The following is a 21,154-nucleotide window of genomic DNA, read 5'->3' on the forward strand; positions in this document are numbered from 1 at the left end:
CCCTACGCTCGCCGCATGCTCACGTTGACGGAAGTAGAGGCACTGGTCAGGCGGGCCCACGAGGGACAGACGGACAAGGCCGGGCGGCCCTACGCCGAGCACCTGCACGCCGTGGCCGACGGGGTGCGCCGGCGCGGCGGCACCGAGGCCCAGATCGCGGCGGCCTGGCTGCACGACGCGGTCGAGGACGACGCCCTCACGGCCGGCTGGCTGGCAGCCGCGGCGCTCCCGGAGGAGACCAAGGCGATGGTCCTGGCCCTGACGAAGCGCGCGGGCGAGCCCCCGGAGGCGTACGCGCGGCGCATCCTGGCGACGCCCGGCGCCCGGCTGGTCAAGGAGGCGGACCTGGCCCACAACGCGGACCCGGCCCGCCTCGCCGTCCTGGACGCACCGACGCGGGACCGCCTGACCCGGAAGTACGCGACGATGCGCGCGCTGCTGGGCCTGGAGGCGTAGCGGACAGGCGCTAGGCCTTCTGGCGCTGCCGGGCCAGGTCCGCGGCGTCCTTCTTGAAGGCCCACTCCATCTTCGGCTCCATGGCGAACCGGAAGATCCGCTGCACGGGCGGCGTGCACAGCACGGTCACGATGACCGCGGCGGCGAGCGTGACGGCGATCTCCCCGTACGGCTTGTGCACCCAGTCCGCGTCGAACCAGCCCCAGAACCGGGACCCCTTCGCCAGGAACCCGTGCAGGAGGTACCCGTACAGCGTTCCGGCGCCGAGCACCGTGAACCACATCTTCCGCCCCGGCACCCAGGCGAAGAAGCACGCGGTGAGCACCAGCGAGCAGCCGAGCAGGGCGAGCGTCATGACGACACCGGCCCACCACGGGGCGCCCAGCTCCTGGGCGCTGTCGCGGTGGTAGAACCACGCGGACGTCATCCGCGGAGCGGCCCAGTACGCCAGCACGAGGGCGCAGGCCGCGATCGGCACGGACAGGATCCGCACCTCGCGCCGCCGCACCAGCTGGAAGTGCTCCGGCTTCATGAACAGGCCGAGCACGAAGAAGGGGAGGAACTGCAGGACGCGCTGCAGGTCCAGGTCGTCGCCGATGTCGGGCGAGACGGACGCGAGCACGGCGATCCCGAGGGCGACCGGGACCGGCCAGCGGATGACCTTCCACAGCGGCGTGGTGAGCCGCCAGATGAACAGCGCGACCAGGAACCACGTCAGGAACCAGGGGTCGAGCAGGCTGAACGGGTAGTCGGGGTCGTCCCCGGCGGTCCGCTTGAAGATCGTGTACGCGACCTCGAAGAGGACGTAGGGCACGGCGACGCCCGTGATCAGCCGCCTGAGCCGGTCCGGCCGCATGTCGAAGCTGCGCGAGAAGTAGCCGGAGATGATGATGAACGCCGGCATGTGGAACGTGTACACGATCATGTACAGCGCTTCGGCGGTGCGGCTGCCGTCCGTCAGGGGTTCCCAGCAGTGGCCCATCGCGACGAACACGATGGCCAGATACTTGGCGTTGTCGAAGAACGCGTCCCGCTGCTTCGGCTTGGCGCCGGCGGGCGGAGCGGGGGCCGGCGCCGAGGTGGGGGGCGCGGCGGCGGGGGACGGGGCAGTGGTGTCGCGGGGGGACGTCACCGAGGCCGCGGGCAGCGGGCTGCGGTGCGAGCCGTGCGGGTACAGCGAGTTGGTCACAGGCCCTCCCACCAGGAACTAGGGGAGAAGATCCGGGGCCGCACTGCGCCGGCGGGGGTCATGGCAGTGTGGAACATCTGAGGCACCCTAGCGGCGCCTGTGCGATTTCGTAAAACTCTCAACTCGAATCCTCCTTATCGCCTCCGGCTACCCCGGATTCGAAGAAGTCGTCATGGCGTCGTACGACACGGGGTTATGGCCGACGCATTGCCGATCTGTCCGGTATCGCACAGCTAATCCCTCTTAAATACCGCATAATGCCCGCCGAACCCTCCGGTCGATTGTCCGTTTCGCCGGTAATCGCGGGTCCGTCGACGAGGCCGAATATCGGATCGGTATTCGGCCGGTGAATCCTGCGGATTTCCTGTGGGCGCCCCGAGGGGAAAGTGCGGGAAAACCGGGTGTGGCATGCGAGGGGCATGTGTGCGCCGCATGTGCGCCGATGGAAACGATCAAGCCGAATTCCGACCCTCCGGGCGCCCCGTGGCTCGGCCGCCGGCATGCGCTGTCCGTGCGCCCCAAGGGCCCGCGGCCCCCGCGCCCCTACGTGCGCGTGGCCGACGATGCGTCACCGACCGCATACAGACGCCGCGTTGGTGGCACGATGGTTCTGGCGGGGGGTGTGTGGGGCTGTGCCCCCCGGGCCGGGAGAGCGGACCGACCTAGGGTGTGATCAGTGTGGCCATTTCGCTGTCAGTAGTGCTGTTGTTGGCGATCGTCCTCGTCGTCTTGATGCGGGGCGGCTCGATCAAGGCGGGGCCCGCCATAGTGGCGGTGCTCTTCGGCTTCTTCCTGGCGTCGACCGGAATGGCCCCCGCGATCAACAACTTCCTCAACTCCGTCGCGTCCAGCATCAGCGCGATCAATTTCTGAGCGCCGATGAGCGGATCACAGGCCGGGGAGCAGCAAAAAGCCCCCGGCCCGGTCCACTGTGCGGAACCGGGCCGGAGGCCTTGATCAAGAGCGGGCGACGGGAATCGAACCCGCGTAGCTAGTTTGGAAGACTAGGGCTCTACCATTGAGCTACGCCCGCACGGTGTGCGCCGCGGATCACCGATCGCGGCACGAAAGGCATCGTAGCGGGTCCGGGGCCCCGGACGCACACCCCATTGCCGCCCTCTGCGTCGCGCGGGCAATGCGGGAGCCGCACTGCCTGCGGGCATGTACCCTACGTGTCGCACCGACGGGGTGTGGCGCAGCTTGGTAGCGCGTCCGCTTTGGGAGCGGAAGGCCGTGGGTTCAAATCCCGCCACCCCGACCAGCGTTGCCGTGCCGGCACGACGCCCGCGGCCCCTCTCCGAGCTTCTCCGCCGGTATCGGCTTCAAGATCGCATTGTGGGTGTGCTCCGGCGTGCCGTTACTATGCAAGCTGCATGCCCGTGTGTCTCTAAGCCGGGCACGATCCCTAAAGTCAGCCCCCAAGGAGACCGAACCGTGAAGAGCGCCGTCGAGACCCTGAACCCGACCCGGGTTCGGCTCAGCATTGAGGTGCCCTTCGAGGAGCTCAAGGACAGCCTCGACGCGGCGTACAAGAAGATCAACCAGCAGGTCACGGTGAAGGGCTTCCGCAAGGGCAAGATCCCGGCCCGCGTCATCGACCAGCGGTTCGGCCGCGGTGCGGTGCTGGAGGAGGCCGTCAACGACGCGCTTCCGAAGTTCTACACCGAGGCTGTCAACGAGGCGGAGCTCAACGTCCTCGGCCAGCCCGAGGTCGACATCACGGAGCTGAAGGACGGCGAGACGCTGAACTTCACCGCCGAGGTGGACGTCCGTCCGGCCATCGAGATCCCGGACTACTCCGGCATCGAGGTCGAGGTCGACGCCGTCGAGGTCACCGACGAGGACGTCGAGAAGTCCGTGGAGCAGCTCCGTGAGCGCTTCGCCTCGACCTCCCCGGTCGAGCGCGCCGCCGAGGACGGCGACGTCGTGACGATCGACCTGGAGGCCAAGGTCGAGGGCGAGGTCCTCGAGGACGGCGTCGCCTCCGGCGTCTCCTACACCATCGGTTCCGGCGAGCTCCTCGACGGCATCGACGAGGCCGTGAAGGGCCTGGAGGCCGGTGGCGAGGCCACCTTCACCTCCGAGCTCAAGGGCGGCTCCGCCGAGGGCAAGGAGGCCGAGGTCACCGTCAAGGTCACCCAGGTCGCCGCCCGTGAACTCCCGGCCCTGGACGACGAGTTCGCCCAGCTCGCCTCCGAGTTCGACACCCTCGACGAGCTGCAGGCCGACAGCCGCAAGCGCCTCGAGAACATGAAGCAGTACGACCAGGCCACGCAGGCCCAGGAGCGCGTCCTGGAGAAGCTGCTCGAGCTGGTCGAGGTCCCCGTTCCCGAGAAGCTGCTCGAGGACGAGGTCCAGACCCGCAAGCACAACCTCGAGCACCACCAGCTCGGCCAGATGGGCCTCGACATCGAGAAGTACCTCGAGATCCAGGGCAAGACGGTCGAGGAGTTCGACGCCGAGACCCGCGAGCAGGCCATCAAGGGCATCAAGACGCAGTTCGTCCTCGACGAGCTCGTCAACAAGGAGAAGCTGAACGTGAACCAGGAGGAGCTCACCGAGCACCTCATGCGTCGCGCCGCCTCCTCCGGCATGTCCCCCGACCAGTTCGCCCAGGCCGTCGTCGAGGGCGGCCAGGTCCCGATGCTGGTCGGCGAGGTCGCCCGCGGCAAGGCTCTTGCCGTGGTCGTCGAGGCCGCCACCGTCAAGGACACCAACGGTGAGGTCGTCGACCTGGAGGACGACGAGGAGGAGGCCGTCGAGGCCGCCGCCGAGACCTCCGCCGACGAGGAGAAGGCCGAGGCCTGAGCCTCCCTTTAAGTCACACACGACAGGCCCCCGGGACACGATCCAGTCCCGGGGGTCTGTCGCACCCTGCCGCACAGGCCCCTCCGGCAAGCGGCGGCATGCGCTCACAGCGAACAGTTCCTTCTGCGGGATTCCCCGGGGGGAGCTGCGCGTTAGGGTCCATGAATACGAGGGCAGGGGAGTCTCCGAGCGAGGGCCCCCGGCCTCAGTTAGAGACGCGAGACGGCACGTGGCCGTCAGAGACGAGCAGGTGGATACGTGACGAATCTGATGCCTTCCGCCGCCGGCGAGCCGTCCATCGGTGGTGGCCTCGGCGACCATGTCTACAACCGGCTGCTCGGCGAGCGGATCATCTTCCTCGGCCAGCAGGTCGACGACGACATCGCGAACAAGATCACCGCGCAGATGCTGCTCCTTGCCGCCGACCCGGACAAGGACATCTACCTCTACATCAACAGCCCCGGCGGCTCGGTGACGGCCGGCATGGCGATCTACGACACCATGCAGTACATCCCGAACGACGTGATCACGATCGGTATGGGCATGGCGGCCTCGATGGGCCAGTTCCTGCTCACCGGAGGCACGGCGGGCAAGCGCTTCGCGCTGCCGCACACCGACATCCTGATGCACCAGGGTTCCGCGGGCATCGGCGGTACGGCCTCGGACGTGAAGATCCAGGCCGAGTACCTGCTGCGCACGAAGCAGCGCATGGCCGAGATCACCGCCCGGCACTCCGGTCAGACCGTCGAGGCGATCATCCGTGACGGTGACCGCGACCGCTGGTTCACCACCGAGGAGGCCAAGGAGTACGGCCTCATCGACGAGATCATCTCTGCCGCTACGGGTGTTCCGGGCGGCGGCGGCACGGGCGCCTGATCGGGATTCCGATCGAGCACCGGCCCCAAGCCCACTGCCTCCCTCACCAGGACGGAACACCGACCATGAACAACATCCCCGGCAGCGGCCTCTACACGGGCCCGCAGGTCGACAACCGCTACGTGATCCCGCGCTTCGTCGAGCGCACCTCGCAGGGCGTGCGTGAGTACGACCCGTACGCGAAGCTGTTCGAGGAGCGCGTGATCTTCCTCGGCGTGCAGATCGACGACGCCTCCGCCAACGACGTCATGGCGCAGCTGCTGTGCCTTGAGTCGATGGACCCGGACCGCGACATCTCCATCTACATCAACAGCCCCGGCGGCTCGTTCACGGCCCTCACGGCCATCTACGACACGATGCAGTTCGTGAAGCCGGACATCCAGACGGTCTGCATGGGCCAGGCCGCCTCGGCCGCCGCGGTCCTGCTCGCCGCCGGCACCCCGGGCAAGCGCATGGCGCTGCCGAACGCCCGCGTGCTGATCCACCAGCCCTCCGGCGGCACCGGCCGCGAGCAGCTCTCCGACCTGGAGATCGCGGCCAACGAGATCCTCCGGATGCGTACGCAGCTGGAAGAGATGCTGGCCAAGCACTCGACGACCCCGCTGGAGAAGATCAGCGAGGACATCGAGCGTGACAAGATCCTGACGGCCGAGGACGCGCTCGCGTACGGCCTGGTCGACCAGATCATCTCGACGCGCAAGATGAACAACGAGGCAATCGCCTGACAAGGCGTTGTATCGTCTGCCACTCCCCGGCACGGTTCACCGGGCGTTCAGAGGTTCTCGACAGGACCTCGTCAAAGTGAACCGTGCCAAGGGGGGCCCGAACGGGGGGCCCGGCAAGGTACCGTCGGATACAGGCACCAGGAGCCGCTGAACGTGGCGTCTCCCAGGCGAAGGGGAAGCACCTCGTGGCACGCATCGGTGACGGCGGCGATCTGCTCAAGTGCTCGTTCTGCGGAAAGAGCCAGAAGCAGGTCAAGAAGCTCATCGCAGGCCCCGGTGTATACATCTGCGACGAGTGCATCGACCTCTGCAACGAGATCATCGAGGAAGAGCTCGCGGAGACGAGCGAAGTGCGCTGGGAGGAACTGCCCAAGCCGCGCGAGATCTACGAGTTCCTCGAGGGCTACGTCGTAGGCCAGGAGGCCGCCAAGAAGGCGCTCTCCGTGGCGGTCTACAACCACTACAAGCGCGTCCAGGCCGGAGAGAACGGCGGGGCGGCGGGCCGTGACGACGCGATCGAACTCGCGAAGTCCAACATCCTGCTCCTCGGCCCGACCGGCTCGGGCAAGACACTCCTCGCGCAGACGCTGGCGCGCATGCTCAACGTCCCGTTCGCCATCGCCGACGCGACGGCGCTCACGGAGGCGGGTTACGTCGGCGAGGACGTCGAGAACATCCTGCTGAAGCTCATCCAGGCCGCCGACTACGACGTCAAGAAGGCCGAGACGGGCATCATCTACATCGACGAGATCGACAAGGTGGCCCGGAAGTCCGAGAACCCGTCGATCACGCGCGACGTGTCGGGCGAGGGCGTCCAGCAGGCCCTGCTGAAGATCCTCGAAGGGACCACGGCCTCGGTCCCGCCGCAGGGCGGCCGCAAGCACCCGCACCAAGAGTTCATTCAGATCGACACCACGAATGTCCTCTTCATCGTGGGCGGCGCCTTCGCCGGCCTGGAGAAGATCATCGAGTCGCGGGCCGGCGCCAAGGGCATCGGCTTCGGCGCGACGATCCACTCCAAGCGCGAGCTGGAGGAGAAGGACCAGTTCCAGGAGGTCATGCCGGAGGACCTGGTGAAGTTCGGGATGATCCCCGAGTTCATCGGCCGTCTTCCCGTCATCACGTCGGTCCACAACCTCGACCGCGAGGCCCTGCTCCAGATCCTCGTCGAGCCGCGCAACGCGCTGGTGAAGCAGTACCAGCGCCTCTTCGAACTCGACGGCGTGGAGCTGGACTTCGAGCGCGAGGCCCTGGAGGCCATCGCCGACCAGGCCATCCTGCGCCGCACCGGAGCGCGCGGCCTGCGCGCCATCATGGAGGAAGTCCTCCAGTCGGTGATGTACGAGGTCCCGTCGAGGAAGGACGTCGCACGCGTGGTCATCACCGCCGACGCCGTTCACTCGAACGTGAACCCGACGCTGATTCCGCGGGATGCGCGGGGGAGCGGCAGCGGGGAGCAGAAGTCGGCGTAGCGGCACGCCGGTCGACACGAGACGCGAGAGGGGCCCTGGCCGGACATCCGGCCAGGGCCCCTCTTCATGCGTTCACGGCGGTGGGGTCACGCCGGGACGCGGACCTCCTCGCGGAGCTTCGAGGTCAGGTCCGAAGCCGCTTTCAGGTCCGGCGTCTTGCCGGACATCATGTCCGAGATCTGGATCGACATGACCATCGCGACCGTGCTGTGGTCACCCCAGATGCAGACCGGTACGTGCATTTCCTTGGGCGTCCCCGCCGTGCTGGACGAGCTGTCCGTGTTCTCGATCTTCACTTCCTGGCACTTCAGGATGACGTCGTCGGTGCTGTAGTCGGTGGGGCTGCCGACGAGCGAACCCTTGGTCTTGCCGTCGCCGTCGTCCTCCGCAGCGGACTCCGCGGCCTTGGCGAACATGCCGTCGACGAGCGTGTCGGGGTCGTCGATCTCGCCGTACGCGCCCTGGAACTGGAGCACCTTGCCGGCCAGCGGGTTGGAGGTGTCCTTGACCTCGTAGCCGGCGTTGACGGGCTTGCCGTTCTTCAGGCCGTCCTTCTCGGCGTCCTTCATGTCCTGCTCGTCGAAGCCGCCGGACGAGGAGCTGGAGCTCTTCTTGTACTCGGTCAGCACCGTCGCCGGCGTCGTCAGCTTGTGCGCGCCGTCGTCGGCGACCGAGGCGCCGCCCCCGCCGAACACGAAGTAGGCGCCCACACCGATGGCGGCGACCACGGCCACCGCCGCGATGATGAGGCCCGTCTTCTTCTTGCCGCCGCCCTGCGGCGGAGCCGGCGGGTACTGGCCGTACGGGGCCTGCGGCTGCTGCCCGTAGGGGCCGGGGGCCTGGGGCTGGCTGTAGGGCTGCTGCGGCTGCGGGTGGCCGTAGCCGCCGGGCTGCTGGCCGTACGGTCCGGGCTGCTGAGGCGGGACACCGGGCGGGGCCTGCTGTGGGTACCCGTAGCCGGGCTGCGGGGCCTGGGGCTGCTGGCCGTACGGTCCGGGCTGCTGCGGCTGCTGGCCGTAGGGTCCGGGCTGCTGGGGCTGCTGGCCTCCGTACGGGCCCGGCTGGTTGTGGCTCATTACTGGGGTTCCCTCCCGAGGTTTATGTGCTTCCGACATCCTGACGTACGTGCGTGCGGTTCGGTCCCCCGGATTCGGTTTCAGTACGGGACTGTGACCCCTCTAAACTGGCCCCGTGACCGAGAACTCTCAGCAGCAGAACCCAGCGCCCACCTCCGAACTGCCGACCCAGTACGCGCCGGCCGAGGTAGAGGGGGCGCTGTACGAGCGCTGGGTAGAACGGGGCTACTTCACCGCTGACGCGAAGAGCGAGAAGGAGCCGTACACGATCGTCATCCCGCCGCCGAACGTGACCGGCGCGCTGCACCTGGGCCACGCGTTCCAGGTGACGCTCATGGACGCCCTCACGCGCCGCAAGCGCATGCAGGGCTTCGAGACCCTGTGGCTGCCCGGCATGGACCACGCCGGCATCGCGACGCAGAACAAGGTCGAGCAGCAGCTCGCCGAGGAGGGCAAGTCCCGGCACGACATCGGCCGTGACGCCTTCGTCGAGAAGACGTGGCAGTGGAAGAGCGAGTACGGCGGCCGGATCCTCGGCCAGCTCAAGCGCCTCGGCGCCGGCCTCGACTGGTCGCGCGAGCGGTTCACGATGGACGAGGGGCTGTCCCGCGCCGTCCAGAAGATCTTCAAGGACCTGTACGACGACGGGCTGATCTACCGCGCCGAGCGCATCATCAACTGGTGCCCGCGCTGCCTCACCGCCATCTCGGACATCGAGGTGGACTACCAGGACGACGACGGTGAGCTCGTCTCGCTGAAGTACGGCGAGGGCGACGAGACCGTGGTCGTCGCGACCACCCGTGTCGAGACGATGCTCGGTGACACCGCCGTGGCCGTCCACCCGGACGACGAGCGGTACGCGCATCTGATCGGCAAGCGGATCAAGCTGCCGCTGACCGACCGGACGATCCCGGTCGTCGCCGACACGCACGTCGACCCGGAGTTCGGGACCGGCGCCGTCAAGGTGACCCCGGCCCACGACCCGAACGACTTCGCGATCGGGCAGCGGCACGACCTCGAGACGCTGACCGTCATGGACGAGCGGGCGGTCATCACGGTGCCCGGTCCGTTCCAGGGCCTCGACCGGTTCGAGGCGCGCGCGGCGATCGTCGCCGCGCTGCGCGAGCAGGGCCGGATCGTCGCCGAGAAGCGCCCGTACGTCCACTCCGTCGGGCACTGCTCGCGCTGCAAGACCACCATCGAGCCGCGCCTGTCGCTGCAGTGGTGGGTCAAGGTCGAGACGCTGGCCAAGGCCGCAGGTGACGCGGTCCGTGACGGGCGCGTCGCCCTCCACCCGAAGGACATGGAGAAGCGGTACTTCGACTGGGTCGACAACCTCAACGACTGGTGCATCTCGCGGCAGTTGTGGTGGGGCCACCGCATCCCCGTCTGGTACGGGCCCGACGGCGAGGTCGTCTGTGTCGGTCCCGACGAGCAGCCGCCGGGCACCGAGGCCGAGGGCTGGACGCAGGACGAGGACGTCCTCGACACCTGGTTCTCGTCCGGTCTGTGGCCGTTCTCCACGCTGGGCTGGCCGGAGGAGACCGAGGACCTCGCGAAGTTCTATCCGACCGACGTCCTGCTGACCGGCCACGACATCATCTTCTTCTGGGTCGTCCGGATGATGATGTTCGGCCTGTACGCGATGGAGGACCAGGTCCCGTTCAAGACGGTCGCCCTGACCGGCCTGGTGCGCGACGAGTTCGGCAAGAAGATGTCGAAGTCGAACCCGAACGCGGTCGACCCCATCGACTGGATGAACGCGTACGGGTCGGACGCGGTCCGCTTCACCCTGGCCCGCGGCGCCAACCCCGGTGCCGACGTGCCGATCGGCGAGGACTGGGTCCAGGCCTCCCGGAACTTCGCCAACAAGATCTGGAACGCCACGCGCTTCGCGCTGATGAACGGCGCGACGATCGAGGGCCCGCTGCCCGCGCCGGAGCAGATGACGGCGACGGACCGCTGGATCCTGTCGCGGCTGAACAAGACGGTGGCCGAGGTCGACGCGTTCTACGACGACTTCCAGTTCGCCAAGGTCTCCGACTCGCTGTTCCACTACGCGTGGGACGAGGTCTTCGACTGGTACGTCGAGCTGTCGAAGACGACGTTCATGGCGGGCGGCGAGCCGGCCGAGGTGTCGGGCCGGGTCCTCGGCGAGGTCCTGGACGTGACGCTGCGGCTGCTGCACCCGATCGTGCCGTTCGTGACGGAGGCGCTGTGGACCACGCTGACCGGCGGTGACTCGGTCGTCGTCGCCGAGTGGCCCAAGGACAGTGGCTTCCGGGACGACGCCGCCGAGCGCGAGATCGAGACGGTCCAGCAGGTCGTCACCGAGGTCCGCCGGTTCAAGGGCGAGCAGGGCCTGAAGGCGGGCCAGCGCGTCCCGGCCCGGCTCACCCTGGACGGCACGGCGCTCGCCCCGCACGAGGCGGCCATCCGGCAGCTGCTGAAGCTGCAGCCGGAGGGCGACGCCTTCCAGGCGACGGCGACGCTGCCGGTCGCCGGTGCCGAGGTGGCGCTCGACCTGTCCGGCGCCATCGACGTGGCCGCCGAGCGCAAGCGTCTCGCCAAGGACCTCGCCGCCGCCGAGAAGGACAAGGCGCAGGCCGAGGGCAAGCTGGGCAACGAGAAATTCCTCGGCAAGGCACCGGAGAAGGTCGTCGAGGGCATCCGTGCGCGGCTGGCCAAGGCGGACGAGGACATCGCCCGTATCCAGGCGCAGTTGGAGCGACTGCCGCAGGCGTGAGTCATCGGCAGCGGAAGGCCCCGGAACCCATGGGTTCCGGGGCCTTCCCCGTGTCCGGGCCGGGCCCTGGCCTCAGGAGGCGGTGCTCAGGCCGAGGCGCCGCAACTCGACGTCGGCCAGGGCGTCCAGGACGGCCGGGTCCGCCTCCCGCCAGCCCTCGGCGAGCCGGCCCGGGCCCGCGTCGCTGAACCGGGCGAGCTCGTCGAGGGGGCGGACGAGGGCGCGCAGCGCGAGCAGCTCACGGCCGTCCTCGGTGGCGGCCAGTTCACGTGCCGCGGCGGCCTGCCGGGTCCAGCGGATCCGGCGCGGCAGCCACAGGGCGAGCAACAGGCCGACCGGGACGACGAACAGGGCGACGGCCGCGAGCACGGCGAGCGCCTGCACGGGCGCCGATCCGCTGGGCGCGGCGTCGGACAGCCGGTCGCCGGCCCGGGCGACGTCGTGCAGGGCGCCGGTCATCCGGGGGCCGAGCAGCGGGATGCGGGGCCGGGTGTGCGGGGCGGGGCGGGCGGCGACCGTGATGAGCCGGTGCGCGACGACCGCGGTCGCCGCCCAGCCCCCGACCCAGAGCAGAGCGGCGCCGTCGCCGAGGACCTGCCGGGCGCGGCGGCCGGGTTGATGTGCGTACCACATGGTCCGATTGGAACCCTGGCTGCGCCGGACGGGGGGTCACCGCGCCGAACGGCCTCACGGTTTACGGCAGATGGACGCGGCGTCCGCGCCCGCCGGCAGCCGGACCGTGTGCGGCCCCGGACCGACGGGGCCGCGGCCCGCGCCGATGCCCGGCCCCGCCGGGACGGCCTACGCCGCTGTCATCACCCGCTGGAGCTCGTCGAAGTCGTCCACGCACTTGCCGCAGCCCAACGCGACGCTGTCCAGCGGGTCCTCCGCCACGAACACCGGGATGCCCGTCCCGGACGCCAGGCGCAGATCGAGGCCGGGCAGCAGCGCGCCGCCGCCCGTCAGCACGATCCCGTGCTCCATGACGTCGCCGGACAGCTCCGGCGGACACTCCTCCAGCGTCGCCTTCACCGCCGTGATGATCGCCTCCACCGGTTCGTCCAGCGCGGCCCGCACCTCGCGCACGGTCAGCTCGACCGTCTTGGGCAGCCCCGCGACCTTCTCGCGCCCCCGTACGGTGAACGCCCGCATCTCGAAGGCGTCCTGCCCGGGCACCGGCCACGCCGAACCGATCGCGACCTTGATGTCCTCGGCCGTCCGCTCCCCGATGAGGAGCCCGTGCTCCTTGCGCACATGGTCCGTGATCGCCTCGTCGAGCCGGTCACCGCCCACCCGCAGCGACTGCGAAGTGACCACGCCGCCAAGGGAGATGACGGCCACCTCGGTCGTGCCGCCCCCGATGTCCACGACCATCGACCCGCGCGGATCGGCCACCGGCAGGCCCGCCCCGATCGCCGCCGCCATCGGCTCCTCGATCAGGTGGACGGCCCGCGCGCCCGACCGCTGGGCCGCGTGCACGATGGCCCGCCGCTCCACGGGCGTCACCCCGCTCGGCACGCACACCACCATCCGCGTACGGGGCCGCCGCCCGGGCACCGCCTTGCGCACGAAGTGCCGGATCATCTCCTCGGCCGCTTCGTAGTCGCTGATCACGCCGCCGCGCAGCGGCCGGATCGCGGTGATCGAGCCGGGGGTCCGGCCGATGGTCTCCTTCGCCTCGGCACCGACGGCGAGCGCGCCGCGGCCGCCTTCCTTGACGGCGACGACCGACGGTTCGTTCAGCACGATGCCCTGACCGCGCACGTAGAGAAGGGTGTTGGCGGTGCCGAGATCGATGCCTATGTCCATGATCGCCAAGTTTGCAGGTCGATGCTGTGATCCGGCGGGACCAAGGTCCCGAAACGGACAGGCACAAAGTCCTGATTCGGGACCGCGGGTGGCGTCTGCGGCACTGTCGGCGCGCCTCCGTAGACTGGCGTACGTGAGTGACCTCCCTCCGCGCGACAGCAGCGACGACGAGCCCGCCGGCCACCCCGACTCCGACGCCTTCGAGGAGATCGTGGGCGCCGAGACCGACCGCGACCCCGACCTCGCGGTGATCGAGGCGGGCAGCCGCACCCTGCGCACCCAGGGCGGCCCCCCGCAGGGCGACGGTGTCCCCGCGCGCCCGCAGGACCCCGAGGTGGAGCGGGCGCTGCGCGCGGTGGAGGCCGACCTCGCCGGGCGCTGGGGCGAGACGAAGCTGGAGCCGTCCGTCAGCCGCATCGCCGCGCTCATGGACGTGCTGGGCGAGCCGCAGCGCGCGTACCCCTCGATCCACATCACGGGGACGAACGGCAAGACGTCCACGGCCCGCATGATCGAGGCGCTCCTCGGCGCCTTCGAGCTGCGCACCGGCCGGTACACGTCGCCGCACGTCCAGTCGGTCACCGAGCGCATCAGCCTCGACGGCGCCCCCATCGCGTACGAGCGCTTCATCGAGACGTTCGAGGACATCAAGCCGTACGTGGAGATGGTCGACTCCCAGCAGGAGTTCCGGCTCTCCTTCTTCGAGGTGCTGACCGGTATGGCCTACGCGGCCTTCGCCGACGCCCCCGTCGACGTCGCGGTCGTCGAGGTCGGCATGGGCGGCCGCTGGGACGCGACCAACGTGATCGACGCGTCGGTCGCCGTCATCACCCCCATCGACCTCGACCACACCGACCGGCTCGGCTCCACACCCGGCGAGATCGCGGGCGAGAAGTCCGGGATCATCAAGCAGGACGCGACCGTGATCATGGCGCAGCAGCCGGTGGACGCGGCGCAGGTGATCCTCAAGAAGGCCGTCGAGACCGACGCGACCGTCGCGCGCGAGGGCCTGGAGTTCGGCGTCGTCGCGCGCCAGGTCGCCGTCGGCGGCCAGCTCGTGACGCTGCGCGGCCTGGGCGGCGAGTACGAGGAGATCTTCCTCCCGCTGCACGGCGCGCACCAGGCGCACAACGCGGCGGTCGCGCTCGCCGCCGTCGAGGCGTTCTTCGGCATCGGCTCGCAGCACGCGCGCCCGCTCGACATCGACACCATCCGCAAGGCGTTCGCGAGCGTCACCTCGCCGGGCCGCCTGGAGGTCGTGCGCCGCTCGCCGACCGTCGTGCTCGACGCCGCGCACAACCCGGCGGGCGCCCGGGTCACCGCCGAGGCGATCAGCGAGGTCTTCGACTTCAGCCGGCTGATCGGCGTCGTCGGCGCCAGCGCCGACAAGAACGTGCGAGGACTGCTCGAGGCCTTCGAGCCGATCTTCGCGGAGATCGTCGTCACGCAGAACTCCAGCCACCGGGCCATGGACGCCGACGAACTGGCGGCCGTCGCGGTGGAGGTCTTCGGCGACGACCGGGTGCAGGTCGAGCCGCGGCTCGACGACGCGTTGGAGGCCGCGATCACGCTCGCCGAGGAAGAGGGCGAGTACGCGGGCGGGGGAGTGCTCGTCACCGGATCCGTGATCACGGTCGGCGAGGCCAGGCTGTTGCTGGGGAAGGGCTGATCCGCTGTGCGTACGTTGTGTTCCTCGACCCTGATCGGTGAGTTCTTCGTCATCGGCTTCGCCGGTCTGGTGGCGATGAAGGACCCCGATCTGTCGAGCGGTCTGGTGTGGACGGTGTGCGGCATCGCCATGGTGCTCAGCGTGCTGCTGTGCGGCATGGTGACCCGGCCGGGCGGTGTCCAGCTCGGCTGGGCCCTGCAGATCGCCCTGATCGTCAGCGGCGTCTTCGTGCCGCTGATGTTCTTCATGGGGGCGTGCTTCGCGGCCCTGTGGTGGGCATCGGTCCACTTCGGCCGGAAGGTCGACGAGGCGAAGGCCCGCTGGGCGCAGCAGGAGTCGAGCGCGGCCTGAGCGTGTTCTCGGGGCGGGGGCCTCGTCTGCGGGCCGGTGGGGGCCGGTCGCGCAACCACGACGAACCGGGACCAGCCCACCAGCGGCAGGACCCACGGCGCCCGGCCCCGGTGACCCCCTGTAATCTCAGGCCCACCGCACATCCAGGCCGCACAAGGAGTCCAGCCACAATGACCCAGCGCACGCTCGTCCTGCTCAAGCCCGACGCCGTCCGCCGCGGCCTGATCGGCGAGGTCATCGGCCGTATCGAGCGCAAGGCCGGCTGGACGATCAGCGCCCTGGAGCTGCGCAGCCTGAGCCAGGAGACGCTGGAGCAGCACTACGGCGAGCACAAGGGCAAGCCGTTCTACGAGCCGCTGGTCGCCTTCATGTCGTCCGGCCCGGTCGTCGCGCTGGTCGTCGAGGGCGAGCGCGTCATCGAGGGCGTACGCCAGCTGGCCGGTCCGACCGACCCGATCGCCGCCGCCCCCGGTTCGATCCGCGGCGACTTCGGCGTCATCGTCCGGGAGAACCTGATCCACGCCTCGGACTCCGAGGAGTCGGCCGAGCGTGAGCTGAAGATCTTCTTCCCGAACCTGGTCTGAGGTTTTCCGGTCTCGGCTGCTGAGATCTCCGGAATTTCTTTTCTGACGCCGCATCAGTCACGCAGCGCGACTGACCTGGAGCGGCCCGATAAAATGGGCCGCTCTTTGGCATATGCGCCCCGATTGGGGGAACGCAACCCTCCGTCGGCACGTCCCCATTAGCGGGGCGGCGATTCATCTGCTGACAATGGCGAAGACCCTCGCGCCGTGGTCGTGCAGGCAAGACTACGATGGAAGCCTCCACGCCACACGCGTTAACCTCTCGCCTACCTGACAAGCAATCAGACGCTCCACTTGGGAAGGCCAGACGAATCCTGATGGGGAACTCAATGTCGTTCATCGGCCGTGACATGGCTGTCGACCTCGGGACCGCCAACACGCTGGTGTACGTCAGGGGTCGCGGGATCGTGCTCAACGAACCCTCCGTGGTCGCGATCAACACGAACACCGGTGGCATCCTCGCGGTCGGCGCCGAAGCCAAGAAAATGATCGGTCGCACCCCTGGCAACATCGTCGCGGTGCGTCCACTGAAGGACGGCGTGATCGCCGACTTCGAGATCACGGAGCGGATGCTCCGCTACTTCATCCTGAAGATCCACAAGCGTCGCTACCTGGCGCGGCCCCGCGTGGTCGTGTGCGTGCCCTCCGGCATCACCGGCGTGGAGCGTCGCGCCGTCATCGAGGCCTCCTCGCAGGCCGGTGCCCGCCAGGTGCACATCATCGAGGAGCCGATGGCCGCGGCCATCGGCTCCGGTCTCCCGGTCCACGAGGCCACGGGCAACATGGTGGTGGACATCGGCGGCGGCACCACCGAGGTCGCGGTGATCTCGCTCGGCGGAATCGTCACGGCACAGTCGATCCGCGTCGCGGGCGACGAGCTGGACAACGCGATCATCCAGCACATCAAGAAGGAGTACTCGCTCCTCCTCGGTGAGCGCACCGCCGAACAGATCAAGATCACCATCGGTTCCGCGTACGACCTCGACTCCGACGAGCACACCGAGATCCGCGGCCGCGACCTCGTGTCCGGTCTGCCGAAGACGGTCGTCATCTCGGCCGCCGAGGTGCGCAAGGCCATCGAGGAGCCGGTCAACGCGATCGTCGACGCGGTCAAGACCACCCTCGACAAGTGCCCGCCCGAACTGTCGGGCGACGTCATGGACCGCGGTATCGTCCTGACCGGCGGCGGCGCCCTGCTGCGCGGCCTCGACGAGCGGCTGCGCCGCGAGACCGGCATGCCGATCCACATCGCGGAGGACCCGCTGGACAGCGTGGCCCTCGGGTCCGGCAAGTGCGTCGAGGAGTTCGAGGCGCTCCAGCAGGTGCTGGACGCCTCGCCACGCAGATGACGTGACGCGAAAACGTCCGCCGTACGAGTGCCTGCCACTTCGTGCGGCGGATCGTTGATATAGAGGCAAGGCATAAGAATTCCCCAGATTCCAATTGAGGAAGGCACGGCCGCCGCACGTGAGGGACACACGAGAGAGCCGGCTGCTCCTGGTGCTGCTGATCGCCATCGCGTTCGCACTGATCACGGTGGACATCCGCGGCGGTGAGGACTCGCCGGTCGACGGTGCCCGCCAGGCCGCCGCCAAGGTCTTCGGTCCGGTGGAGAACGGCGTCTCCGGCGCGGTCGACCCCATCGGGAACGCCATAAGCGCGGTCCGCGACTCCGGCAACCGGCACGACCGCATCGGTCAGCTGGAGCGCGAGAACGCCGCGTTGAAGGCCGAGCTCGGCAGCGACGACCGCAACCGCAGCAAGATCCACCAGCTCGACACCATGCTGAAGACCGCGGGTGCGGGCCAGTACGGCATCAAGGGCGCCCAGATCATCGCCATAGGGTCCGCGCAGGGCTTCTCCTGGACCGTCACCATCGACGCGGGCGCCAGCGACGGCATCAAGCGCGACATGACCGTCCTGAACGGGGACGGTCTCGTCGGCCGCGTCACCACCGTCGGCCCCAACACCGCCACGGTGCTGCTCGCCAACGACCCCGACTTCACCGTCGGCACCCGCATGGAGAAGACCGACGAGCTCGGCTTCGCCTCCGGGCAGGGCGACCGACCGCTGCGCGTCCAACTGCTCAACGGCAAGGCCAAGGTCAAGAAGGGCGACCGCCTCGTCACCTTCGGCTCGCAGGCCGACAAGCCGTTCGTGCCCGGCGTCCCGGTCGGCAAGGTCGTCCGCGTCGACCCGTCCGGCGGCGATCTGACCCGCACCGTCTACGTCGAGCCCTACGTCGGGTTCACCAAGCTCGACATCGTCGGCATCGTCGTGCAGCCCCCGCGCACCGACCCGCGCGACGAGGTCCTGCCCGCCAAGCCCGCCAAGCCGAAGCCGGCCCCGACCGTGACCGTCACCGCCACCCCGTCCGCGCCCGCAGGCGGCGCCGACAACGGCTACGAGCAGTAGTCAGGAGGAGCAAAGAACCATGCGCTTCAACCGGATGCTGCTCTCCATCACCCTCGTCGTCGTCGCCCTGGTCGTCCAGGTCTGCATTCTCGCGAGGCTCCAACTCCCCGGTGCCGTACCCGACCTGCTGCTCCTGACCGTCCTGGGCCTGGCCCTGGTGTACGGGCACGTGGGCGGCGCCCTCGTCGGCTTCGGCGCGGGTCTGCTCGCCGACCTCGCCCCGCCCGCCGACCACGCCGCCGGCCGCTACGCCCTCGTCCTCTGCGTCATCGGCTACCTCGCCGGTCTCGCCAAGCCGGACACCGGACAGCTGCGCTCGGCCGCGGGCCCCATGCTCGTGGTCGTCGGCGCGGCCGTCGGCACGACCCTGCTCTACGCGGGCGTGGGCGCCCTCGTCGGCGACACCGCGGCCCGCCATGTCGGCCTCGGCAGCCTGCTGTTCACGGCCGCGCTCTACGACCTGCTGCTCGCGCCGTTCGTCGTGCCCGGCGTGATGGCGCTCGCCAGACGCGCGGAGAACGACCCGCTGAGCGACAGCTCCGGCGGCTCCGCCAAGGCCGCCGACGTGTCCTCCGGCTGGCTCTCCGCCGGCACCGGTCTGCGCATCGGCAACCAGCGCGGCGGGCTGCGCATGAAGTCCGTCAAGGCGCGCGCCGCCCGGGCCGGACGCATCAAGGGGGTCAAGCGCCTGTGAGCGCCCGGCAGTCGACGCCCCTGACGCCCCTGACGCCCGCCATGCACAGCTTCCGCGTGTACACGTACTCGTACACGTACTGAGAGGGGGAGCACGCCACCGTGACCAACATCCCCGAGACGGGCCGGACCCCACGGGTCCAGATCCGCCTCATCGTCCTTCAGATCCTCGTCCTCTCCCTCCTGCTGACGCTCGGCGGCCGCCTCTGGTACCTCCAGATCCGCAACGGCGACGAGTACGCCAAGGAGGCCTCCGGCAACCACGTCCAGCAGGTCGTCACGCCCGCCGTGCGCGGCTCGATCCTCGACGCCCGCGGTGTGCCCATCGCCGACAACGAGACCCGGCTCGTGGTCTCCGCCTCGCGCACCGACCTGATGAAGATGAAGGACGACGGCAAGAGCGTCCTCGCCAAGCTCGCCGACGTCCTCGGGATGCAGCCCAAGGAGGTCGAGGAGAAGGTCCGGCTGTGCGACGCCAAGACGCCGCAGCCCTGCTGGAACGGCTCGCCCTACCAGCCCATCCCGATCACCGACGAGGCCACGCCCAAGCAGGCGCTGCAGATCCGCGAGCGCGGCGAGGACTTCCCCGGCATCACCGCCGAACCCACCGCCGTACGCCGCTACGCCGGACCCGGCGGCTCCAACACCGCCCAGGTCCTCGGCTACCTCTCCCCGGTCACCGACGCGGAGATCGAGAAGGCCAAGGACACCGACTCGCCCTACCTGCGCTCCGACCAGGTCGGCCGCTCCGGCCTGGAGCGCACCTACGACAAGGAGCTGCGCGGCAAGGCCGGCGTCACCCGCTACGAGGTCGACAACCTCGGCCGCGTCATCGGCCGCGCCAACAGCGACAAGGCCGAGCCGGGAGCGAACGTCGTCACGTCGATAGACGCACGCGTCCAGTCCGTCGCCGAGTACGAGCTCAACGAGGCCATGAAGGCCGCCCGCAAGGAGTTCGACAAGAACACCGGCACCAACTACAAGGCCGACTCCGGCGCCGTCGTGGTGATGGAGGCCAAGACCGGCCGCGTCGTCGCCATGGCGTCCAACCCGGCCTACGACCCGAACGCCTGGGTCGGCGGCATCTCCGGCAAGGACTACGCCGAGCTCACCGGCAAGAAGTCCAACTACCCGCTGCTGAACCGCGCGATCCAGGGCCAGGCCGCCCCGGGCTCGATCTTCAAGGTCGTCTCCACGACGGCCGCGGTCAACGCCGGCTACCCGTTCAACGGCCGCTACCCCTGCACCAGCTCGTACTCCATCGGCAACCAGGTCTTCAAGAACTTCGAGTCGGAGAACTTCGGCCCGATCAACCTGGGCCGCGCCCTGGAGGTCTCCTGCGACACCGTCTTCTACGGACTCGCCCACAACGAGTGGAAGAAGGACGGCGGTCTCAAGGGCAACAAGGACACCCAGGACTGGTTCTACAAGACGGCCCACCAGTTCGGTCTCGGCAAGGAGACCGGCATCGACCTGCCCAACGAGGTCACCGGCCGGGTCCCCGACCGCCAGTGGAAGCAGCGGTTCTGGAAGGCCAACAAGGACTCCTGGTGCAAGTCCGGCAAGAAGGACGGCGACTACGTCCAGCGCCTGAACTACGAGAACTGCCTCGAAGGCAACCTCATGCGCGCCGGTGACTCCGTCAACTACTCCATCGGCCAGGGCGACACCCTCGTCACCCCGATCCAGATGGCGTCGATCTACGCGGCGATCTCCAACGGCGGCACCCTGCACGAGCCCGAGGTCGGCAAGGCCATCGTCAGCGCCGACGGCAAGAACGTCCAGGAGATCCAGCCGAAGGTCAACGGCAAGCTCCCCTTCAAGGGCAAGACCCGCGACGAGATAGACCAAGCACTGGCGGGAGTGGCGACCCGCGGTACGGCGGCCTGGCGCTTCGGCGGCTGGCCCCAGGACAAGATCCCGATGCACGCCAAGACCGGTACGGCCGAGGTCTACGGCAAGCAGACGACGTCGTGGTTCGCGACGTACACCAAGGACTACTCGATCGTCATGACGATCTCCCAGGGTGGTACGGGTTCCGGCGCCTCGGGCCCCGCCGTCCGCAAGATCTACGACGCGATCTACGGCCTCGACAGCAGCGGCAAGCAGAACCTGAAGAAGGCGCTGCTGCCCGAGCCGGAGAAGAGCCTGCCGAAGATCGAGAAGGACGGCTCGATCGACTCCCCGAAGATCAAGCCGTACGAGCCCAACAAGGAAGAGCCGCCCGCGCAGCAGGAACTGGCGGCGGGTCTGCCCACCTCCACGTACAGCAGGAGGGACTGACC

At 69.1% G+C, this 21,154-nt stretch carries 18 protein-coding genes and 2 tRNA genes; 15 read left to right on the forward strand and 5 right to left on the reverse strand.

Going from position 1 to position 21,154, the window contains the following annotated elements; translation table 11 throughout:
• Nucleotides 1–15: 15 nt before the first annotated feature.
• Nucleotides 16–456: an HD domain-containing protein gene (locus ACQUQD_RS26845; protein ID WP_428954698.1), complete on the forward strand. Its 441-nt coding sequence runs from the start codon at nt 16–18 to the stop codon at nt 454–456.
• A gap of 10 nt (nt 457–466) precedes the next feature.
• Here ACQUQD_RS26845 and ACQUQD_RS26850 read toward each other — a convergent pair whose 3' ends face one another.
• Nucleotides 467–1,645, reverse strand: a complete 1,179-nt coding sequence (locus ACQUQD_RS26850) for an acyltransferase family protein (RefSeq protein ID WP_428954699.1) — start codon at nt 1,643–1,645, stop codon at nt 467–469.
• Between the two features lie 678 nt (nt 1,646–2,323).
• Between ACQUQD_RS26850 and ACQUQD_RS26855 the strand changes: the two genes are divergently transcribed.
• Nucleotides 2,324–2,518, forward strand: coding sequence for a hypothetical protein (locus ACQUQD_RS26855; RefSeq protein WP_161301056.1), 195 nt, complete (start codon nt 2,324–2,326; stop codon nt 2,516–2,518).
• Between the two features lie 89 nt (nt 2,519–2,607).
• On the opposite strand, the gene ACQUQD_RS26860 is transcribed toward ACQUQD_RS26855, so the two are convergent.
• Nucleotides 2,608–2,678: transfer RNA gene (locus ACQUQD_RS26860), tRNA-Gly, on the reverse strand.
• 151 nt (nt 2,679–2,829) lie between these two features.
• Here ACQUQD_RS26860 and ACQUQD_RS26865 point away from each other — a divergent pair.
• From ACQUQD_RS26865 to clpX, 5 genes are all read left to right on the forward strand, one after another.
• A tRNA-Pro gene (locus ACQUQD_RS26865) sits at nt 2,830–2,906 on the forward strand.
• Nucleotides 2,907–3,079: 173 nt separating this feature from the next.
• On the forward strand, nt 3,080–4,453 hold the full coding sequence (tig, locus tag ACQUQD_RS26870; RefSeq protein WP_428954700.1) for a trigger factor: 1,374 nt from the start codon (nt 3,080–3,082) through the stop codon (nt 4,451–4,453).
• Between the two features lie 270 nt (nt 4,454–4,723).
• Nucleotides 4,724–5,329, forward strand: a complete 606-nt coding sequence (locus tag ACQUQD_RS26875; protein WP_394438312.1) for an ATP-dependent Clp protease proteolytic subunit — start codon at nt 4,724–4,726, stop codon at nt 5,327–5,329.
• A gap of 65 nt (nt 5,330–5,394) precedes the next feature.
• Nucleotides 5,395–6,054: an ATP-dependent Clp protease proteolytic subunit gene (locus tag ACQUQD_RS26880; RefSeq protein WP_164303251.1), complete on the forward strand. Its 660-nt coding sequence runs from the start codon at nt 5,395–5,397 to the stop codon at nt 6,052–6,054.
• 185 nt (nt 6,055–6,239) lie between these two features.
• Complete coding sequence (clpX, locus tag ACQUQD_RS26885; RefSeq protein ID WP_428954701.1) at nt 6,240–7,526, forward strand: ATP-dependent Clp protease ATP-binding subunit ClpX; 1,287 nt, start codon at nt 6,240–6,242, stop codon at nt 7,524–7,526.
• A gap of 86 nt (nt 7,527–7,612) precedes the next feature.
• On the opposite strand, the gene ACQUQD_RS26890 is transcribed toward clpX, so the two are convergent.
• Nucleotides 7,613–8,602, reverse strand: a complete 990-nt coding sequence (locus tag ACQUQD_RS26890) for a hypothetical protein (RefSeq protein ID WP_428954702.1) — start codon at nt 8,600–8,602, stop codon at nt 7,613–7,615.
• 115 nt (nt 8,603–8,717) lie between these two features.
• On the opposite strand from ACQUQD_RS26890, the gene ACQUQD_RS26895 reads away from it, so the two are divergent.
• Nucleotides 8,718–11,348, forward strand: a complete 2,631-nt coding sequence (locus ACQUQD_RS26895) for a valine--tRNA ligase (RefSeq protein ID WP_428954703.1) — start codon at nt 8,718–8,720, stop codon at nt 11,346–11,348.
• 72 nt (nt 11,349–11,420) lie between these two features.
• Here ACQUQD_RS26895 and ACQUQD_RS26900 read toward each other — a convergent pair whose 3' ends face one another.
• Nucleotides 11,421–11,981, reverse strand: a complete 561-nt coding sequence (locus ACQUQD_RS26900; RefSeq protein ID WP_428954704.1) for a hypothetical protein — start codon at nt 11,979–11,981, stop codon at nt 11,421–11,423.
• Between the two features lie 168 nt (nt 11,982–12,149).
• Nucleotides 12,150–13,157, reverse strand: a complete 1,008-nt coding sequence (locus ACQUQD_RS26905) for a rod shape-determining protein (protein ID WP_428954705.1) — start codon at nt 13,155–13,157, stop codon at nt 12,150–12,152.
• Between the two features lie 133 nt (nt 13,158–13,290).
• On the opposite strand from ACQUQD_RS26905, the gene folC reads away from it, so the two are divergent.
• The 7 genes from folC (at nt 13,291) to mrdA (ending at nt 21,152) form a co-directional block, all read left to right on the forward strand.
• Entirely contained in the window at nt 13,291–14,826 is a 1,536-nt protein-coding gene (gene folC / locus ACQUQD_RS26910) for a bifunctional tetrahydrofolate synthase/dihydrofolate synthase (RefSeq protein ID WP_428954706.1), read from the forward strand.
• Between the two features lie 6 nt (nt 14,827–14,832).
• A complete protein-coding gene (locus ACQUQD_RS26915) occupies nt 14,833–15,177 on the forward strand; it encodes a DUF4233 domain-containing protein (protein ID WP_428954707.1) in 345 nt (114 codons plus the stop codon).
• Nucleotides 15,178–15,347: 170 nt separating this feature from the next.
• Complete coding sequence (ndk, locus tag ACQUQD_RS26920) at nt 15,348–15,761, forward strand: nucleoside-diphosphate kinase (RefSeq protein ID WP_428954708.1); 414 nt, start codon at nt 15,348–15,350, stop codon at nt 15,759–15,761.
• A 329-nt stretch (nt 15,762–16,090) separates the two neighbouring features.
• The gene (locus tag ACQUQD_RS26925; RefSeq protein ID WP_018531437.1) at nt 16,091–17,110 is read left to right on the forward strand and encodes a rod shape-determining protein; all 1,020 of its coding nucleotides are present in this window, start codon (nt 16,091–16,093) and stop codon (nt 17,108–17,110) included.
• Between the two features lie 118 nt (nt 17,111–17,228).
• Nucleotides 17,229–18,176, forward strand: coding sequence for a rod shape-determining protein MreC (gene mreC, locus ACQUQD_RS26930; RefSeq protein WP_428954709.1), 948 nt, complete (start codon nt 17,229–17,231; stop codon nt 18,174–18,176).
• A 19-nt stretch (nt 18,177–18,195) separates the two neighbouring features.
• Complete coding sequence (gene mreD, locus ACQUQD_RS26935) at nt 18,196–18,870, forward strand: rod shape-determining protein MreD (protein WP_428954710.1); 675 nt, start codon at nt 18,196–18,198, stop codon at nt 18,868–18,870.
• 101 nt (nt 18,871–18,971) lie between these two features.
• Nucleotides 18,972–21,152 carry a penicillin-binding protein 2 gene (mrdA, locus tag ACQUQD_RS26940; RefSeq protein WP_428954711.1) on the forward strand — a complete coding sequence of 727 codons (2,181 nt, stop codon included), beginning with the start codon at nt 18,972–18,974 and terminating at the stop codon, nt 21,150–21,152.
• Nucleotides 21,153–21,154: the final 2 nt, after the last annotated feature.

The organism is Streptomyces sp. cg35 (genome assembly GCF_050410835.1).
Lineage (GTDB): Bacteria > Actinomycetota > Actinomycetes > Streptomycetales > Streptomycetaceae > Streptomyces.

Coding starts and splice junctions, on each gene's coding strand:
- ACQUQD_RS26845 (WP_428954698.1), top strand. CDS start 16: ATGCTCACGTTGACGGAAGTAGAGGCACTGGTCAGGCGGGCCCACGAG.
- ACQUQD_RS26875 (WP_394438312.1), top strand. CDS start 4,724: ATGCCTTCCGCCGCCGGCGAGCCGTCCATCGGTGGTGGCCTCGGCGAC.
- ACQUQD_RS26880 (WP_164303251.1), top strand. CDS start 5,395: ATGAACAACATCCCCGGCAGCGGCCTCTACACGGGCCCGCAGGTCGAC.
- ACQUQD_RS26890 (WP_428954702.1), bottom strand. CDS start 8,602: ATGAGCCACAACCAGCCGGGCCCGTACGGAGGCCAGCAGCCCCAGCAG.
- ACQUQD_RS26900 (WP_428954704.1), bottom strand. CDS start 11,981: ATGTGGTACGCACATCAACCCGGCCGCCGCGCCCGGCAGGTCCTCGGC.
- ACQUQD_RS26905 (WP_428954705.1), bottom strand. CDS start 13,157: ATGGACATAGGCATCGATCTCGGCACCGCCAACACCCTTCTCTACGTG.
- ndk (WP_428954708.1), top strand. CDS start 15,348: ATGACCCAGCGCACGCTCGTCCTGCTCAAGCCCGACGCCGTCCGCCGC.
- ACQUQD_RS26925 (WP_018531437.1), top strand. CDS start 16,091: ATGTCGTTCATCGGCCGTGACATGGCTGTCGACCTCGGGACCGCCAAC.
- mreD (WP_428954710.1), top strand. CDS start 18,196: ATGCGCTTCAACCGGATGCTGCTCTCCATCACCCTCGTCGTCGTCGCC.